Source organism: Azospirillum sp. B2RO_4 (assembly GCF_051124815.1).
Classification (GTDB): Bacteria; Pseudomonadota; Alphaproteobacteria; order Azospirillales; family Azospirillaceae; genus Azospirillum.
The window spans coordinates 604,268-619,034 of the sequence record NZ_CP118486.1 but is presented as its reverse complement, the minus strand read 5'-3'; the positions used below and the strand labels follow the sequence as shown (position 1 = coordinate 619,034).

The following is a 14,767-nucleotide window of genomic DNA, read 5'->3' as shown; positions in this document are numbered from 1 at the left end:
GACTGCGGGTAAAGGATCCGGCCCCGCTGGAGCCAAGAGCCGGATGCCATACCGGGCGAACGAGAAGCGCCGTCACAAGATCCCGCGTTCCCGTTACCGGCTTGAGAACTGGGCGGCCTGCGATGCGGCGCTGCGCCGACGGGGGGACCTGACGCTCTGCTCGAAACTGACCTCGATTCCGCGCGCAGCCAGGATCAATTCGACCTCCCGCGGGCTCAAGCTGAAGCGGTGGTACAGCCACACCGCTTCATTGATGATCGCCGCCGGAAAATGAAAGCCGCGGTATTGATTGGGCGTCGTGCTCATGCCCGGCACCCTGCCATGCCAATCCGGCGGTCGGCAATCTGACAGCACCTGCACGGACCCTGTCGACGGAAGGGCCTCGTAACACTACCAAATTTGCATGTCTATGTCCGTCCGGTTTAGAACGCTCCGATCCCATTATCACCTGCTTGTCGGTCAACGACCACTTCATGGCCGTCAAACGGAGACCGCCGGGGCAGCCGCCTCGTCAGCCATAAACCAGCCGGGGCAGCCACAGGACGATTCCGGGGAACAGGATGCACAAGAAAACCCCGAACGCCTGCAGGCCGAGAAAGGGCACCGCCGACCGGAAGATCATCGCCATGCTGATCTGCGGCGGGGTCACGCTTTTCAGGTAGAACAGCGAATAGCCGAAGGGCGGGCTGAGAAACGCCATCTGCATGTTGACCATGAAGATGATGCCGTACCACAGCGGCGTGTCCTCCGAGGCGACGCCGGGCAGACCGAACAGCCCGTCGAAGGGCAGCGACTTCATGATCGGCAGGAAGATCGGCACCGTCAGCAGCAGGATGCCGACCCAGTCCAGGAACATGCCGAGGATGAACAGGATCACCATCATCAGCGCGAGGACGGCGTAGGGGCCGAACCCCAGCGACAGCAGGCCGTTGGTGACGAACTCCTGCCCGCCCTTGACGATGAAGAAGCCGACGAACATGGTCGCGCCGAAGAAGATCCACATCACCATCCCGGTCGCCTTCAGCGTGGCGATGCCGGCCTCCTGCATGGCGGTCCAGGACAGCCGGCGTTGCAGGGCGCAGACGAACAGGGCGCCGAAGGTGCCGATTCCGGCCGCTTCCACCGGCGTGGCGATGCCGACGAAGATCACCCCCAGCACGATCACGATCAGCAGGACCGGCGTGATCGTCCGTTTCAGCAGTTCGCGTTTCTCCTGCCAGCCCACCCGCTCGTCCGGCGGGATCGGCGGACCGAGTGACGGGTCGATCACGCAGCGGATGGTGATGTAGGCGATGTAGAGGCCGGACAGCAGCAGGCCGGGAAACACCGAGCCGATCAGCAATTCGCCCAGCGACTGCTGCGCCACCACGGCATAGACGATCGCCATCACCGACGGCGGGATCAGGATGCCCAGCGTCCCGCCGGCCAGCAGCGCGCCGCAGGCCAGCTTCGGGTCGTAGCCGCGCCGCAGCATCGCCGGCAGGGCGATCATCCCCATCGTGACTTCGGTGGCGCCGACCACGCCGACCATGGCGGCGAGCACGGTGCAGGCGATGACCGTCGCCGATGCCAACCCGCCGTTGATGCGGCCGATGAAGGTGTGGATGACCTCGAACAGGTCCTCGATGATGCCGGCACGTTCCAGCATCGCCGCCATGAAGATGAACAGGGGAATCGCCGACAGCTGATAGTCGGTCATGAAGGGGAAGACGCGCGACGGCAGCATGTTCAGCATCGCCGTGTCGGCGAACAGGAACAGGAAGACGCTGGCCAGCCCGCCGGTGACGAAGGCCATCGGCAGCCCGGCCAGCAGCACCACAACCAGTGACCCGAACATCAGAATGGTCAGAAGTTCGATCGAGATCGGCAACGCCATGGTTCAGGCCCTTTCCTCGTGCGCGTCGTCGGATCTGCCGGCGCCTCCGGTTGCCGGCTCCGCCGCACGGCCCAGCGCCAGATCGACATCGCGCAGCAGGTGGGCGAGCCCCTGCAGGAGCAGCAGGACGGCGCCGACCGGGATCGACAGCTTGACGATCCAGTACTGGATTCCCCATTCCGAGAAGGAGGTCTCGCCGACCGCCATCGCGTCGGCGGCGAAGCGCCAGCCGGTGGCCAGCAGCGTCACGGAGAAGGCGAAGAAGAAGAACGAGGTCAGCACGTCGGCCATCGCCCGTGCCCGCGGCGGCATCTTCACGTAAAACACGTCGACCCGGACATGGCTTTCGGTGCGCAGGGCGTAGGCGCCGCACAGCAGATACTGCATGCCGAACATCAGGAACATGCTCTCATGTGCCCAGTTGGTCGGCGAATTGAACAGGAACCGGGCGACGACCTCGTAGTAGTAGACGAAGACGGCGATCACCGTCCAGGAGGCGACGAACTGCCCGACCCACAGATTGACGCGGTCGATGGCGCGCGCCGATGGACGGTTGGCGACTCGCCGTCCCGGACGGCCGGGCCGGTCCTCCTCCGGCAGTACCACCGGAGGGACGAGGTCGGGATGGCCCTCGGCGGCTTCGCGGGCGCGGGTTCGGCGGACCAGGCCGGGCAGCAGCACTGCATCGACCAGCAGCCCGCCGAGCAGGACCAGCGCGACGATGCCGGTGGCCCGCTGCCAGCGGTCGGACTGGTCCTGCACGCCGGCCAGGACGGCTTGCGCCTGGGTTAACTGCACGGCGGCCTTGTCCAGCCGCTCTTGGGCGCCCAACCTTTTGCGGGCGACGGCTGCCTCCTCGCGATGGACGACGCGCTCCAGGGACTGCGCGTCGGCCCGTGCGGTCGACAGCGTCTCGCGCATGTCGCGCACCTGCGTGTTGCCGTAGATGATCCCGGCCAGCAGCGGCAGATACAGCAGGCCGAGCAGGCTCTTCAGATACAGCCGGTGAAGGCCGGCGAAGCCGCCGCACAGCAGGAACAGGTAGGCGACGGGCAGGGATATCCTGGAGGAGCCGCCGCGCGCCAGTTCGCGACGCACCATAAGCAGGGCGAACAGGGGAAACAGCAGCAGACCGGCCCAATAGAGCCAGTGGGGCATGACGAAACCGAGACCGGGCATGGCGCCGTCCTTGATGGGGAGAGCCGCAAAAGAAAGGGCGCCCGGTTCGGGGCGCCCCGCCGATCCAGGACTAGAGTTGCAGGGATTGTCCCTTGATGTGCGATTCGTTGACGTAGCCGAAGCTGGGCGACATCATGATGTCGAGCTGGATCTTGAAGACCCGCGCGGCGTCCTTGTCCTTGTTCGCCCATTTGAACCAGATCGGCACCGCGATGTCGGTGAAGCGCTCGACGTCCTCGGCAGCCAGCCGGTTGACCTCGACGCCGGCCTTCTCGAAGCGGCCCCACGCCTCCAGGTTGGCCTTCTGGATCGCGCCGAAGTGGGTGTTGGAATAGGTCTGCACCTCGTTGTCGACAAAGGTCTTCATCGGCGCCGACAGCGCGTTCCAGACGTTCATGTTCACCACGAAATCCATCAGGTCGACCGGCTGATAGATCGACATCAGCCCTTCAGGCCCCATCGAGATGTATTTCGTCACCTGCTGGAAGCCGAGGTCCCAGTTCACCGCCGGGCCGGTGTAGTCGGCGGCGTCGATGGTGCCCTTCTCCAGCGCGGCGAACACCTCGCCACCGGGCAGCAGCGTCGTCCGGGCACCGGCCGCGGCGAAGGTCTCGGCGATCATGCCGCCGGGCACCCGCAGCTTCAGGTCGCGGAAGTCGTCGATCGACCGGATCGGCTTCTTGGAATGGATGATGTTGGCATCGTGATGGATGCGGTTGACGTAATAGAGCCCCTGCCTGGCGAAGATGTCGCGCGCCGCCTGCAGGCCGCCATGGCTGTAGAAGAAGACGTCCCATTCATGCGGGTAGCGCAGGCCCAGCGTGTAGGAGCTGAGGAACGCCGCCGCCGGAATCTTGCCGGCCCAATAGAGCGTGAAGGAGTTCATCGCCTCCAGAACGCCGTTCTTGACGCCGTCGTACAGCTCGAAATCGCCGACGACCTCCTTGGCGGCGAAGGGCTTGAACTCCAGCTCCCCGCCGGTCTTCTCCTTGATGCCGTTGCACCACTCCTTGAACGTCGCCAGCCCGACGCCGGCCGGCCAGGAGGTCTGGATTTTCCACACGGTGGTGGCGGCGTGCGCCGGGTTGGAGACGAACGGCGCGCCGATCGTCGACGCCGTGGCGGCTCCCGCCCCGACGACCGCCAACTGCGCCAGGAACCGCCGGCGCCCTTCGACAACCCCATCCGGGATCCCGTCCGCCGGAACGGCTTTTTCTGTTGGAGCGACATTGTCTGTTGGAACGACCTTCTGCTCTCCCATGCTGCAATCCCTCCCATTTTATGGTTAGGCCCGCCCGTTCTGCGTGGAACGGCGCACAAGCGCGCGGTGCGTGGCGGAATCATCGCACAGGGCGAAAATGTTCGCTACGCAAACAAACTAAATATTCGAAAAGAAAGATGGGGGGGCTGTCAGCCTTCGCGCCAGGTTGTTCGACGACGCAGGGCTGACGGAGCATTGGGATCGGACGGCCCACGGCTGCCGCCGCTTCCGCTGCCGGGCCTATGACGAGGTGCGCAACTTTCTGCGTCCGGGACGCGGCGCAAGCAGCACGTCCCGGCCGCCCGACGACAGTCGATCCATGTCCAGAGAGTCGCAGTTCTGCGCGGCATACTCGCCATCGCGTAAACACGGCCGCTCACGGCGCTACGGCGGCGTAACCTCGATCTGGATGGAACTGTAATAGGATGCGAGATTGTCTATGTCCGCCTCGCTCAGCGACGGGGCGACCACCGACATCATCTCATTCTTGCGGGCCCCCGTCTTATAATCCGTGAGCGCTTTCCGGAGGTAGGTTTCCGGTTGCCCGGCCAAGTTGGGCGCTTCCGGAATCTTGGAGAGCCCGTCCAGCCCGTGGCAGGTCTGGCACTGGATGGCCTTTCTCCTTCCCTCCCTGGGATCTCCGGCGTGGCCGCCGGCCGCATAGCCGGCCAGTCCCAGCAGGATCAGCACGCTCCACCGGTATCGCATCCTCGTCCTCCCGGCCGACCGCCCCGCCCGGGGCGATCGGCTTGCTGTCCGCATCACCCCTCATCGCTCATAGGAGATCCGGTAGACGGCTCCTGTGAAATCGTCCGACACCAGTAGCGAGCCGTCGGCCAGCACCGCCACATCGACCGGCCGCCCCAGATATTCGCCGTCCGAGGTGAGCCAGCCTTCAGCGAAGATCTCGGTCTTGTCCGCGGTGCCGTCCGGCTTGAGTGAGGTGAACATGATCCGCGCTCCGATGGGCTTCGTGCGGTTCCACGACCCGTGTTCGGCAACGAATACACCGCCGCGATACTTCGCCGGGAACTGGGTGCCGCTGTAGAAGGTCATGCCAAGATCGGCCGCATGCGCATCGTATTCGACCTGGGGCAAAACCGCGTCTCCCGGTGCCTGCTGATCCTTGTATTCGACGGTGCGAATCTTGCCGCCCCCGAAATAAGGGAAGCCGAAGTTCATGCCCGGCTTTTCCGCCCGGTTCAACTCACCCGGCGGAACATCGTCGCCCATTCCGTCCACCTGGTTGTCTGTGAACCAGAGCGTCTTGTCCTTGGGGTTGAAGTCCATGCCGACGGAATTGCGCACGCCCCAGGCATAGACCTCGCGGTTCTTCCCGTCGCGATCCATGCGGATGATACCGCCGATCCCCCACTTTTTGTAGAGGTCGAGCTTGTCGGATGCGGGCACATTGAAGGGCTGCCCGAGCGCGATGTAGAGTTTGTCGTCCGGGCCCACCCGGCACACGCGGGCGGTATGGTTGTAGCTTTCCTCTTCCTTGGGAATGAGTTCGCCGCCCTTGGCCACCTGGAAGGCGGCAACGTCGGCACCCTCATAGAAGAACTCGGCGGCGGGAAAGGTGAGCACCCGGTTCTGCTCCACGACGAACAGGAATCCGTCCTTCGAAAAGCAGACCCCATTCGGCACCGAGAAGCTGATCGTCGGCGCGAAGACCTTCACTTCGTCGGCGACCCGGTCCTTGTCCCGATCAGTAACCGCGTAGACCTTGGTCTTGCGCGTTCCGACAAACACGGCCACGCCCTGCGGCCCGACGGCCATGTGCCGGGCGTCGGGCACGATCGCATAAAGCGCGATCTTGAAGCCCTGCGGCAGCTTGATCCGCGAAAGGGTCTTGTTGATCGCCGCCGCCTTCGGGCCGGATTGCGGAACAACCGGAATCTCGGTCACGTCGCCGGTGGTCTTGAATTGTTGCAGCTTCTCGAGGTTGCCAGGCGGCTGCGGGTGGTCCTGAGCGGCGACGGGCATCGTCAAGCATGCAACCGCCAGAAAAATCGCAGTGTTCAGACCGGATTTCATGTTTCCTCCCATTGTATCGTTCGTTTGATCGCTCTACGGGTTCTGAGCCCGTTTTCTTGGGGCGTCGATCGGAACACGGCGCCATCAGCAGGATGGACACGGGAATGTACTCGGATACGGTCCATATCGGCGGCGGCCCGAAGAAGGCCGGCGCTTCTTGCCCCGAACGGGGAATATACGGCGCCCTGCGGCGTCATCGTCCATAGGCGGGCGCCGGTATCAGGCCCCGGCAATTCAGGATCTTCGCAACTGCTCCATGGCTCATCTCCGTTCCATTTCGGGTTCTGAACCGTGCATTGATGCATCTCCAGCGTAGTGGCGGGCAAGCCGGACAAACCACACCCTCGTGGAGGTAGCGCCGAGAAATTCGGGGTATCGCTGTGGATCGGCGTCCAACCCCAGCCATACGGGCCATCAGACTATGTCGTTGATTCTGAGAAAGAATTTCCTGTGGAGGATGACCTTGCACGGATGCCGATGGAGAGTTCAACCCGGCCGCGTTTGTCCGCGAGACGCGGGAGGTGGTCGCCGCGCTGAAGCACCGCATCGGCCGCGAGGACCGCGAGCTGTACGACCTGATCGACCGCGCCGGACTGGCGAGTGCGGCCTGACGGCGGATCTTTCAAGCTTGAACTTGACCGAGGTCAATGACGTCAGGCGGTTACCGGCTTTCATGGGCGGCGGAATGACCGATGAGGAGGGAAGCCGCCCATGCGCGATCCCGATGTCGCACAGACTGTTTCCGACGACCGTGCCCGCCGGTTCGAGACCGGGTTGAGCCGGGCCGGGCTGGGGCTGGTGCCCAGGCTGGGGCGGCGGGCCAGCGACGCGCTGCTCGCCCGGCTGCTGCGGCTGCTGGCCGAGCGGCATCCGCGCGCCTTCGCGGCGCTGCGCGAGATGGCCGATGCCCGCGTGCTGATCGAGCCGGTCGATGCGCCGGTCGCCCTGCTGATGCGCGTCGGGCATGATCTGTCGCTGCAGGCCCTGCCGCGTGGGGCGGACGGTGTGGGTGAGGCTGGGGCCGCCGATGCGGTGATCCGCGGGCCTTATGCCCGGCTGCTCGACCTGCTGGAGGGGCGGATCGACGGCGATGCGCTGTTCTTCCGGCGCGAACTGAGCATTTTCGGCGATACCGCGCTGATCCTGGCGCTGCGCAACACGCTGGATGGCGAGGAGGAGATGGATCTGGTGGCCGATGCCGCCTCCATCGCCGGGCCGCTGGCCCGCGCCCTGCCGGTGCTGCGGCGCAATGCCGGGCCGGTGCTGGACCGGATCGAGGCGGCGCGCCGGCTGCTGCCGCCGCCGCTGCGGCGGGGAATCGAGCGGGTGGAGGCGCGTCTTACCGGGGTGCTGCCCGGCACGGGGGCGTGAGGATCATGGACAATTTCGAACTGATCTGCCCGGCGGGGACGCCGGCCGCGCTGCGCGCCGCCGTCGATGCCGGGGCCGATGCCGTCTATCTCGGTTTCCGCGACGAAACCAATGCCCGCAACTTTCCGGGGCTGAACTTCACGCGGCAGGATGTCGCCGATGCGGTGGATTACGCCCATGCGCGCCGCGTCGAGGTCTATGTCGCCATCAACACCTATCCGCAGGCCGGCAATCTCGGCCCCTGGCAAAAGGCGGTGGACGACGCGGCGCGGCTGAAGGTGGATGCGGTCATCCTGGCCGATCCGGGGCTGCTGGCCTATGCCGCCAAACGCCATCCCGATCTGCGGCTGCACCTGTCGGTCCAGGCGTCGGCCGCCAATGTCGAGGCGATCCGGCTGTACCGCGATGCCTTCGGCGTGCGGCGCGTCGTGCTGCCGCGCGTGCTGACGGTGCCGGAAATCGCCAAGCTGAACGCCGAGATCGACATCGAGACCGAGGTGTTCGTCTTCGGCGGACTCTGCCCGATGGCGGAGGGGCGCTGCTCGCTGTCCTCCTACGCCACCGGCCTGTCGCCCAACAAGCAGGGTGTCTGTTCGCCGGCCAACCATGTCCGCTACGAGCAGCGGGGCGGCGCGCTGGCCTCGACGCTGGGCGGCTTTACCATCAACGTGTTCGGCGAGGGCGAGCAGGCCGGCTATCCGACGCTGTGCAAGGGCCGCTTCGTCGCCGGTGCCGGCGCCGGGGAGGGGCCGGCCTACCTGTTCGAGGAACCGACCAGCCTGAACGCGATGGACCTGCTGCCGGAACTGAAGGCGGCCGGCGTGCGGGCGTTGAAGATCGAGGGGCGGCAGCGCGGCAAGGCCTATATCGCCGCAGTGGTCCGCGCCTATCGCGAGGCGCTGGAGAGTTTCGCCGCCGGCCGGCCGGTGCCGCACATCGATCTGCAGGCGATGGTCGAGGGCGGGACCCAGACCACCGGCGCCTATACCCGCGCCTGGCGTTGAGCCGCTGGCGGTAAGGAGTTTCAGGGAATGACTGCGTCACTCACTTTGGGGCCGGTGCTGTTCAACTGGCCGGTCGACCGCTGGCGCGACTTCTACGCCCGCATCGCCGACGAGGCGCCGGTGGACACCGTGGTCGTCGGCGAGATCGTCTGCTTCAAGCGGGCGCCCTTCTTCGCCGAGGCGATGGGGGACGTCATCGAACGGCTGAGCGCCGCCGGCAAGACAGTGTGGCTCGCCAGCCCGATCCTGGTCGGCAGCGAGCGCGAACGGGCGGCGATGCGCGATCTGGTGGGGTCCGATGCCGGGCTGCCGGATGGCGGGCTGATCGAGGCGAACGACATGGGGGTGCTGGCGCTGCTGGCCGGACGGCCCCACGCGGTCGGGCCGACGATCAACGTCTACAACGAGGCGACTCTCGGCTGGATGGCCGGGCGCGGCGCGGTGGCGGTGTCGCTGCCGGCCGAGCTGCCGGCGGCCACCGTCGCGGTGCTGGCCAGGGCCGGGCGGGAGCTGGGGGTGGAGACGGAGGTGCAGGTCTGGGGACGGGCGCCGCTCGCCATCTCGGCCCGCTGCTATCACGCCCGCGCCCATGGGCTGCACAAGGACGGCTGCCAGTTCGTCTGCGGCAACGACCCGGACGGCATGCCGGTGACGACGATGGACGGGCAGCCCTTCCTGACCGTCAACGGGACGCAGACGATGTCGCACGGCTGCCTGTGTTTGGCGGCGGAAGTGCCGGCGCTGCTGGAAATGGGAGTGGACCGCTTCCGCCTGTCGCCGCAGGCGATGGACATGGTGCGGGTGGCAGAGGCCTTCCGCGCGGTGCTGGACGGCCGGCGCGACGGGGAGGAGGTGGCGGCGGAACTTGGCGGGCTGATCGACGCGCCGCTGGTGAACGGGTTCTACCACGACACCGCGGGGGCGTTGCGGGTGGCGTGAGGGGGGATCCTTGCGAAGTTAGACCCCCACCTATCCTCCCCCGTTCTCAGCGGACCTACGGTCCGCCTGCCGCGTCAGCACAAAGCATAGCTTTGTGCGAGAGCTGGGCGGGGGAGGGACTGCCGCCGCTTTTCCGAACAAGCACTTGATCCCCTCCCCCGCCCAGCGGGGGAGGGTCAGGGTGGGGGTATCGTCAGCCTACCACTCCCCTATCACACGCCATCACGCGATCGGCTTGCGATCCTCGTCCTCGTCCTTCAGGCCGGCCTTGAAGCTCTTGATGCCCTTGGCGAAATCGCCCATCACGGACGGCAGCTTGCCGGCGCCGAACAGCAGGAGGACGACCAGCAGCACGATGGCCCAGTGGAACAGGCTGAAGCTTCCCATGACGATGATCCGATCTCGTTAAGCCGGCAGCCGCAGGATGCGGCCATCGGGGTGGGTGAAGCGGGCGGTGACGCCGGGATAGGCCGCCAGGATGGCCGGAACCCGATCCGCCGGCACCACCGACAGCGCGGTCGACAGGGCGTCGGCCGTCGTGGCGTCCGGTCCCTGCACGGTAACTGCCAGCCAATGCGCGGCGCAAGTGCCGCTCGCGGGGTCGAACAGGTGGGTGAAACGGCCCGCCGCATCGAAACGGGTGCCGTAGCCGCCCGAGGTCGCCAGTGCGCCGTCGGTCAGCTCGACCGTGGCAGCGCTGTGGTCGGGGGTGACGGGATCGGCGAGGCCGACGGTCCAGGGGCGGCCGGAGGGGTGGTGGCCGAGGGCGCGCAGCTCGCCCATGTCGACCAGCACATGCTCCATGCCCTCCGCCTTCAGCCGTTCGGTGACGCGGTCGGTGATGTAGCCCTGGGCGATGCCGTTCAGCGTCACCGCCATACCGGCGGCGGCGAAGGCGATGCGGTCGGGCTCCACCCGCAGGGCGTGGACATCGACCAGCGCGCGGGCGGCGCGGACGGCACCCTCCGGCGGACCGGCGGGGTCGGCGCCGGGGCGGGCGAAGTGACCGGCGTAGAGCTGCCACAGCGGCTGCACCGTTGGGTCGAAGGCGCCGCCGGTGTGGTGCGCGACGGCGGCGGCCTCCGACAGCAGGCGCACGAGGTCGGCGGGCGGCGTGTCCAGCACGCCGTCGCGGTTGAGGCGGCGGAGTGCGGAGTCGGCGCTGTAGAGGCTGAAGACGCGCTCCAGACGGGCGACTTCCTCCAGGCTCAGCGCGATCAGGCGGTCGGCCTCCAAAGGGTCGGGATGGGCGATGCTGAGGCTGGCATCGGCGCCGAGCGCCACGCCGCGCCAGACACGGACGGGAACACTTTCGGCGCGCAGCAGGCGGTGCGGCAGCAGCGAGAGGCCGGCGGCGACGGCGCCGATGGCGAGGAAGCGGCGGCGGGTGGGAGTGGTCTGCATCACTGCTCTCCCTCGGCCATGGTGGCGGCGGGCGGGGCGAGGATCTGGTCCTCCGGCACGTCGGCGAAGCGCAGGACGGTGCCGCCGTTGGCCTGGGCGAAGCGCTCGGCCGCCGTTTTGTCGGAGAAGGGATAGGGCTCCGCCTCGCCCATGCCGCCGCGGAGCTTGCTGCCCAGAACGTACCAAGCCTGGCGCGCCTCGACCCACAGCGTCAGGTCGGGCGCGCCGGGGTCGGTCGCGCGGGCCATGTCGGTGACGTAGATGGCGCGGATGTCCTTCGGCTCCTCCGGCAGCATGGTGAAGGCGAAGGTGTCGCGGACGGAGGACAGCCAGATCGGCCGCTCCTCCCCCTTCACCAGGATCTGGCCCTTGGGTCCGGGATGGTCGGCGAGGTTCATGCCGCAGTAATGGCCGACCGCATCGGCGGTCAGGGTGGCCGGCGGCGGCGGGGCGATCTCCGCCTTTTCCTGCTTGCAGGCGGCGAGCGGCAGCAGCAGGGCGGTGGCGAGGAGGACGGTTATCAGGGGGCGCATCAGATCTGCTTCCTCGAAAAGAGGGCGGCGGCCAGCGCCAGCGGGGCGGCGATCCAGCCGGCCATCACCGCCAGCAGCAGCGGGACCGAAAGCTGGACATGGGCGGCGAGGCCGGCGGTGCCGGCGAAGGCGCTGACGCCCTTGAAGCCGGTCAGGTTGAACAGGCGGTAAGCGTCGGCCGGGTTGGCGAGCAGCAGCCAGTTCAGCGTCTCCACTCCCAGGCCGCTGCCGCTGGCCAGGATGCCCAGCAGCGCCATGTCGTAGAGCAGCACGAAGCCAAGCCACACCGCCACCGCGATGCCGGCCGCCGTGCCACGGTCGCGGACGATGGTGGAGGCGAGATAGCCGAGCGCGGTGAAGGCGGCGCCCAGCATGACGCTGGACCCGATCATCGCGGCGAAGGCGTGCCAGCTGTCATGCCCGATGGCGCTGTTGCCCATGGCGAGCGCGACGCCGGCGGCGCCGTAACCGACAACGGTCGCCAGCGCGATCACCGCGGCATGGCCGAGGAACTTGCCGAGCAGCAGCTGCCAGCGCGCCACCGGGTAGGACAGCAGCAGCGTCATGGTGCCGCGGTCGATCTCCCCCACCACGGCGTCGAAGGACAGCAGCAGCGCGATCAGGGGGAGCAGGAAGATGGTCAGGCTCGACAGGCTGACGATGGTGACCTCCACCGGGCCGACGCCGACGGTGCCGGTGGGGACGGAGCCGAGGAAGCTCAGCGTCAGGGCCAGCGCCGCCATCAGCAGGGTGGTGGCGACGACCCAGCGGTTGCGGGTCGCCTCGCGCAGTTCCTTGCCGGCGATGATGAGCAGCGTGTTCATTCGGCGGCCTCCCGGCGCAGGAAATGGGCGTACATCTCATCCAGGCTGGGTTGGACGATCTCGATGTCCTCAACTGCCGGGCCATCGCAGGCGATGCGGCGGACCAGTCCCACTTTGTCGTCGTTGGCGCAGGCCAATTCGACCACGCCGCCGGCCAGCCTGGTCAGGGCGGCGCCCTCCCCCACCTTGGCGGCAAGCGCGTCGATGTCGTCGGTCGGCAGGGTCAGGCGGATGCGCACCGGCAACCGGGCGAGGCTGCGCAGGGTGGCGAGCGAGCCGTCGGCGACCTTGCGGCCCCGGTTCATCACCACGACGCGGTCGGCCTGCCCTTCCAGCTCGGTCAGGGCGTGGCTGCACAGCAGGATGGTGGTGCCCTGGTCGCGCAGCTCGGCGACGATGGCGTAGAAGCTCTGGCGCAGGGCGGGGTCGAGGCCGGTGGTCGGCTCGTCGAGGAACAGCAGCTTCGGGCCGCCGAGCAGGGCCTGGGCCAGGGCCAAGCGCTGGCGCATGCCCTTGGAATAGGTCGAGACGCGGCGCTTGATCGCGGCGGGCTCCAGCCCGACCTTTTCGAACAGCGCGTCGTTGTCGCGGCGCGATGCGCCCTTCAGCCGGGCGTAGAAGTCCAGCGTCTCCCGCCCGGTCATGGTGGGGTGAAAGGCGACGTTTTCCGGCAGGAAGCCGATTTTGCGGCGGATGGGGGAACAGGCGGCGCTGGCCGGGTCGCCGCCCAGCACGCGGATGTTGCCCTCCGTCGGGGTGGTCAGGCCGAGCATCAGCTTGATGAGGGAGCTTTTGCCGGCGCCGTTGTGGCCGACCATCGCCACGCATTCGCCGGGCGCCAGCGTCAGGTCCACGCCGCGCACCGCCTCGGTATCGCCATAGCGCTTGGTGACGTTCTGCACCTCCGCGGTGAAGTCGGTCATGGCTGTTTCCTTTCGGCGGTCTGGAGCGGGGCTGGCATGGGAGGTGGCGCCATCAGCGGCGCGCTGTCGATCACGCCGCCGGGATGCAGGGCGGGGAACTGCTTCTGCGCCCAGCGGATCACCTGGACGCCGGGGCTGTTCATCAGCAGCTTGGCCGCCGGATAGGCCCACATCACCCGGTCGACCACGTCGTTGGGGCGATAGGGCTCGTCGGAGATACCGTCGCCGTTCAGGTCGAAGGCGGCATTGTCGGACCAGTAGTTGCCGCGCCCATTCTCAGACCAGTCAAGATGGCGGGTGCCGACATACTTGACCTGGGTGCGGTTGCCGATGAAGGCGTTGCCGGTCAGGCTGTTGCGCTCCGAACCCGCAGTGAAGTGGACGCCGATCTCGCAGCCCTCGAACCGGTTGTCGGTGAAGCGGTTCTTGTTGGCGTTGTAGATGAAGACGCATTTCCAGGTGCCGCTGCGCAGGCGGTCGCTCATCGCCTCGCTGTCGCGGGGGATGTCGCTGTCGGGCAGCGCCTCGCCGCTGTCGGAGACGGCGCCGGCGAAGCTGCCCTCGATCACGTTGCCTTCGATGCGCGAGCCGTTGGCGCCGTTCAGCATCAGTCCATGTTCGCGGTCGGCGGTGGAGCGGTTGTTGCGGATCAGCAGATTGTTGGAGAACATCACCGCATAGCCGACATTGTTCCCGATGGAGACGTTGTCGGTCAGCTCGGACTCGTTGGTGTACATGTAGTGGACGGCGAACCGGACGTGCTCGAACCGGTTGCCGGAAAAGACGTTCTTGCGGGAGGTGGTGGTGAACAGCCCGTCGCGCCCCTCGCGCACGCTGTTGTCGAGCACGCGGGTGCCCGGCGCGTTCCACAGCTGGATGCCGTTGCCGCGCTCCGACACGCGCAGGTCGGTGCGGCCGACGATGTCGTTGCGGCGGATCAGGCTGTCGGCGGCGCCCCAGATATAGACGCCGATCAGGTTGTCGCGCAGGCGGTTGTGTTCGATCACTGCGCCGCGCGCCTCCTTGCCCAGGAAGATGCCGGCATTCTGGTCGATCAGGCTGAGGCCGGAATTGCGGATCTCCAGCTTCCGCACGGTGACGTTCGGGGCGAGCACGGTCAGCGTGCTGGCCTTGCCGTTGCCGTCGATGACGGCGCCCGGCTCTCCGGTGAGGGTGAGCGGGGTGCGGACGGTCAGCGGGCCGGGGTGCACGCCGGCGGCCAGCACCAGCGTATCCCCCGGAGCCGCCGAGGCCAGCGCCGCCGCCAGTTCGCCGGGGGCGACCGTCGCCGTGGCGGCGAGCGCCGGGGCGGTTCCCAGGGCAAGGGTGGCGAGGACTGTCGCGGTGCGGAGACGCATGGGGGGTTCCTAGTGGGGGAGATCCCCTCTCCCCCCCGGGGAGAGGGTTAGGGTGAGG

Annotated in this window: 14 protein-coding genes and 1 pseudogene; 4 read left to right on the top strand and 11 right to left on the bottom strand. The window is 67.4% G+C overall.

Going from position 1 to position 14,767, the window contains the following annotated elements; genetic code table 11:
- Positions 1 to 43 precede the first annotated feature (43 nt).
- Positions 44 to 157: pseudogene (locus tag PWS46_RS16780) on the top strand (IS5/IS1182 family transposase); the annotation flags it as partial.
- 354 nt (positions 158 to 511) lie between these two features.
- Here PWS46_RS16780 and PWS46_RS16775 read toward each other — a convergent pair.
- From PWS46_RS16775 to PWS46_RS16755, 5 genes are all read right to left on the bottom strand, one after another.
- Entirely contained in the window at positions 512 to 1,876 is a 1,365-nt protein-coding gene (locus PWS46_RS16775; protein WP_434620505.1) for a TRAP transporter large permease, read from the bottom strand.
- A gap of 3 nt (positions 1,877 to 1,879) precedes the next feature.
- Complete coding sequence (locus PWS46_RS16770; protein WP_434620502.1) at positions 1,880 to 3,055, bottom strand: TRAP transporter small permease subunit; 1,176 nt, start codon at positions 3,053 to 3,055, stop codon at positions 1,880 to 1,882.
- Between the two features lie 70 nt (positions 3,056 to 3,125).
- Positions 3,126 to 4,316 carry a TRAP transporter substrate-binding protein DctP gene (gene dctP, locus PWS46_RS16765; protein WP_434620499.1) on the bottom strand — a complete coding sequence of 397 codons (1,191 nt, stop codon included), beginning with the start codon at positions 4,314 to 4,316 and terminating at the stop codon, positions 3,126 to 3,128.
- 384 nt (positions 4,317 to 4,700) lie between these two features.
- On the bottom strand, positions 4,701 to 5,006 hold the full coding sequence (locus tag PWS46_RS16760; RefSeq protein ID WP_434620496.1) for a c-type cytochrome: 306 nt from the start codon (positions 5,004 to 5,006) through the stop codon (positions 4,701 to 4,703).
- Between the two features lie 78 nt (positions 5,007 to 5,084).
- Complete coding sequence (locus PWS46_RS16755; protein ID WP_434620493.1) at positions 5,085 to 6,353, bottom strand: PQQ-dependent sugar dehydrogenase; 1,269 nt, start codon at positions 6,351 to 6,353, stop codon at positions 5,085 to 5,087.
- Positions 6,354 to 7,064: 711 nt separating this feature from the next.
- On the opposite strand from PWS46_RS16755, the gene ubiT reads away from it, so the two are divergent.
- Genes ubiT through ubiV form a run of 3 tightly spaced genes read left to right on the top strand, consistent with a single transcriptional unit; the run spans position 7,065 to position 9,667 of the window.
- A complete protein-coding gene (ubiT, locus tag PWS46_RS16750) occupies positions 7,065 to 7,724 on the top strand; it encodes a ubiquinone anaerobic biosynthesis accessory factor UbiT (protein WP_434620490.1) in 660 nt (219 codons plus the stop codon).
- 5 nt (positions 7,725 to 7,729) lie between these two features.
- Positions 7,730 to 8,728, top strand: coding sequence for a ubiquinone anaerobic biosynthesis protein UbiU (gene ubiU, locus PWS46_RS16745; RefSeq protein ID WP_434620487.1), 999 nt, complete (start codon positions 7,730 to 7,732; stop codon positions 8,726 to 8,728).
- A 27-nt stretch (positions 8,729 to 8,755) separates the two neighbouring features.
- Entirely contained in the window at positions 8,756 to 9,667 is a 912-nt protein-coding gene (ubiV, locus tag PWS46_RS16740; protein ID WP_434620484.1) for a ubiquinone anaerobic biosynthesis protein UbiV, read from the top strand.
- Positions 9,668 to 9,889: 222 nt separating this feature from the next.
- Here the strand turns inward: ubiV and PWS46_RS16735 are convergent, their stop codons facing one another.
- From PWS46_RS16735 to PWS46_RS16710, 6 genes are read right to left on the bottom strand one after another with little or no spacing between them, the layout of a single operon-like run.
- Complete coding sequence (locus PWS46_RS16735; RefSeq protein ID WP_085082832.1) at positions 9,890 to 10,054, bottom strand: twin-arginine translocase TatA/TatE family subunit; 165 nt, start codon at positions 10,052 to 10,054, stop codon at positions 9,890 to 9,892.
- 18 nt (positions 10,055 to 10,072) lie between these two features.
- Entirely contained in the window at positions 10,073 to 11,071 is a 999-nt protein-coding gene (locus tag PWS46_RS16730; protein WP_434620481.1) for an FAD:protein FMN transferase, read from the bottom strand.
- A complete protein-coding gene (locus tag PWS46_RS16725; protein WP_434620478.1) occupies positions 11,071 to 11,604 on the bottom strand; it encodes a nitrous oxide reductase accessory protein NosL in 534 nt (177 codons plus the stop codon). Before PWS46_RS16725 ends, PWS46_RS16730 begins: the two co-directional genes overlap by 1 nt.
- Positions 11,604 to 12,428 carry an ABC transporter permease gene (locus PWS46_RS16720; protein WP_434620475.1) on the bottom strand — a complete coding sequence of 275 codons (825 nt, stop codon included), beginning with the start codon at positions 12,426 to 12,428 and terminating at the stop codon, positions 11,604 to 11,606. Before PWS46_RS16720 ends, PWS46_RS16725 begins: the two co-directional genes overlap by 1 nt.
- Entirely contained in the window at positions 12,425 to 13,351 is a 927-nt protein-coding gene (locus PWS46_RS16715; RefSeq protein WP_434620472.1) for an ABC transporter ATP-binding protein, read from the bottom strand. Before PWS46_RS16715 ends, PWS46_RS16720 begins: the two co-directional genes overlap by 4 nt.
- Complete coding sequence (locus PWS46_RS16710; protein WP_434620469.1) at positions 13,348 to 14,709, bottom strand: nitrous oxide reductase family maturation protein NosD; 1,362 nt, start codon at positions 14,707 to 14,709, stop codon at positions 13,348 to 13,350. The genes PWS46_RS16715 and PWS46_RS16710 overlap by 4 nt, the downstream gene beginning before the upstream one ends.
- Positions 14,710 to 14,767 lie beyond the last annotated feature (58 nt).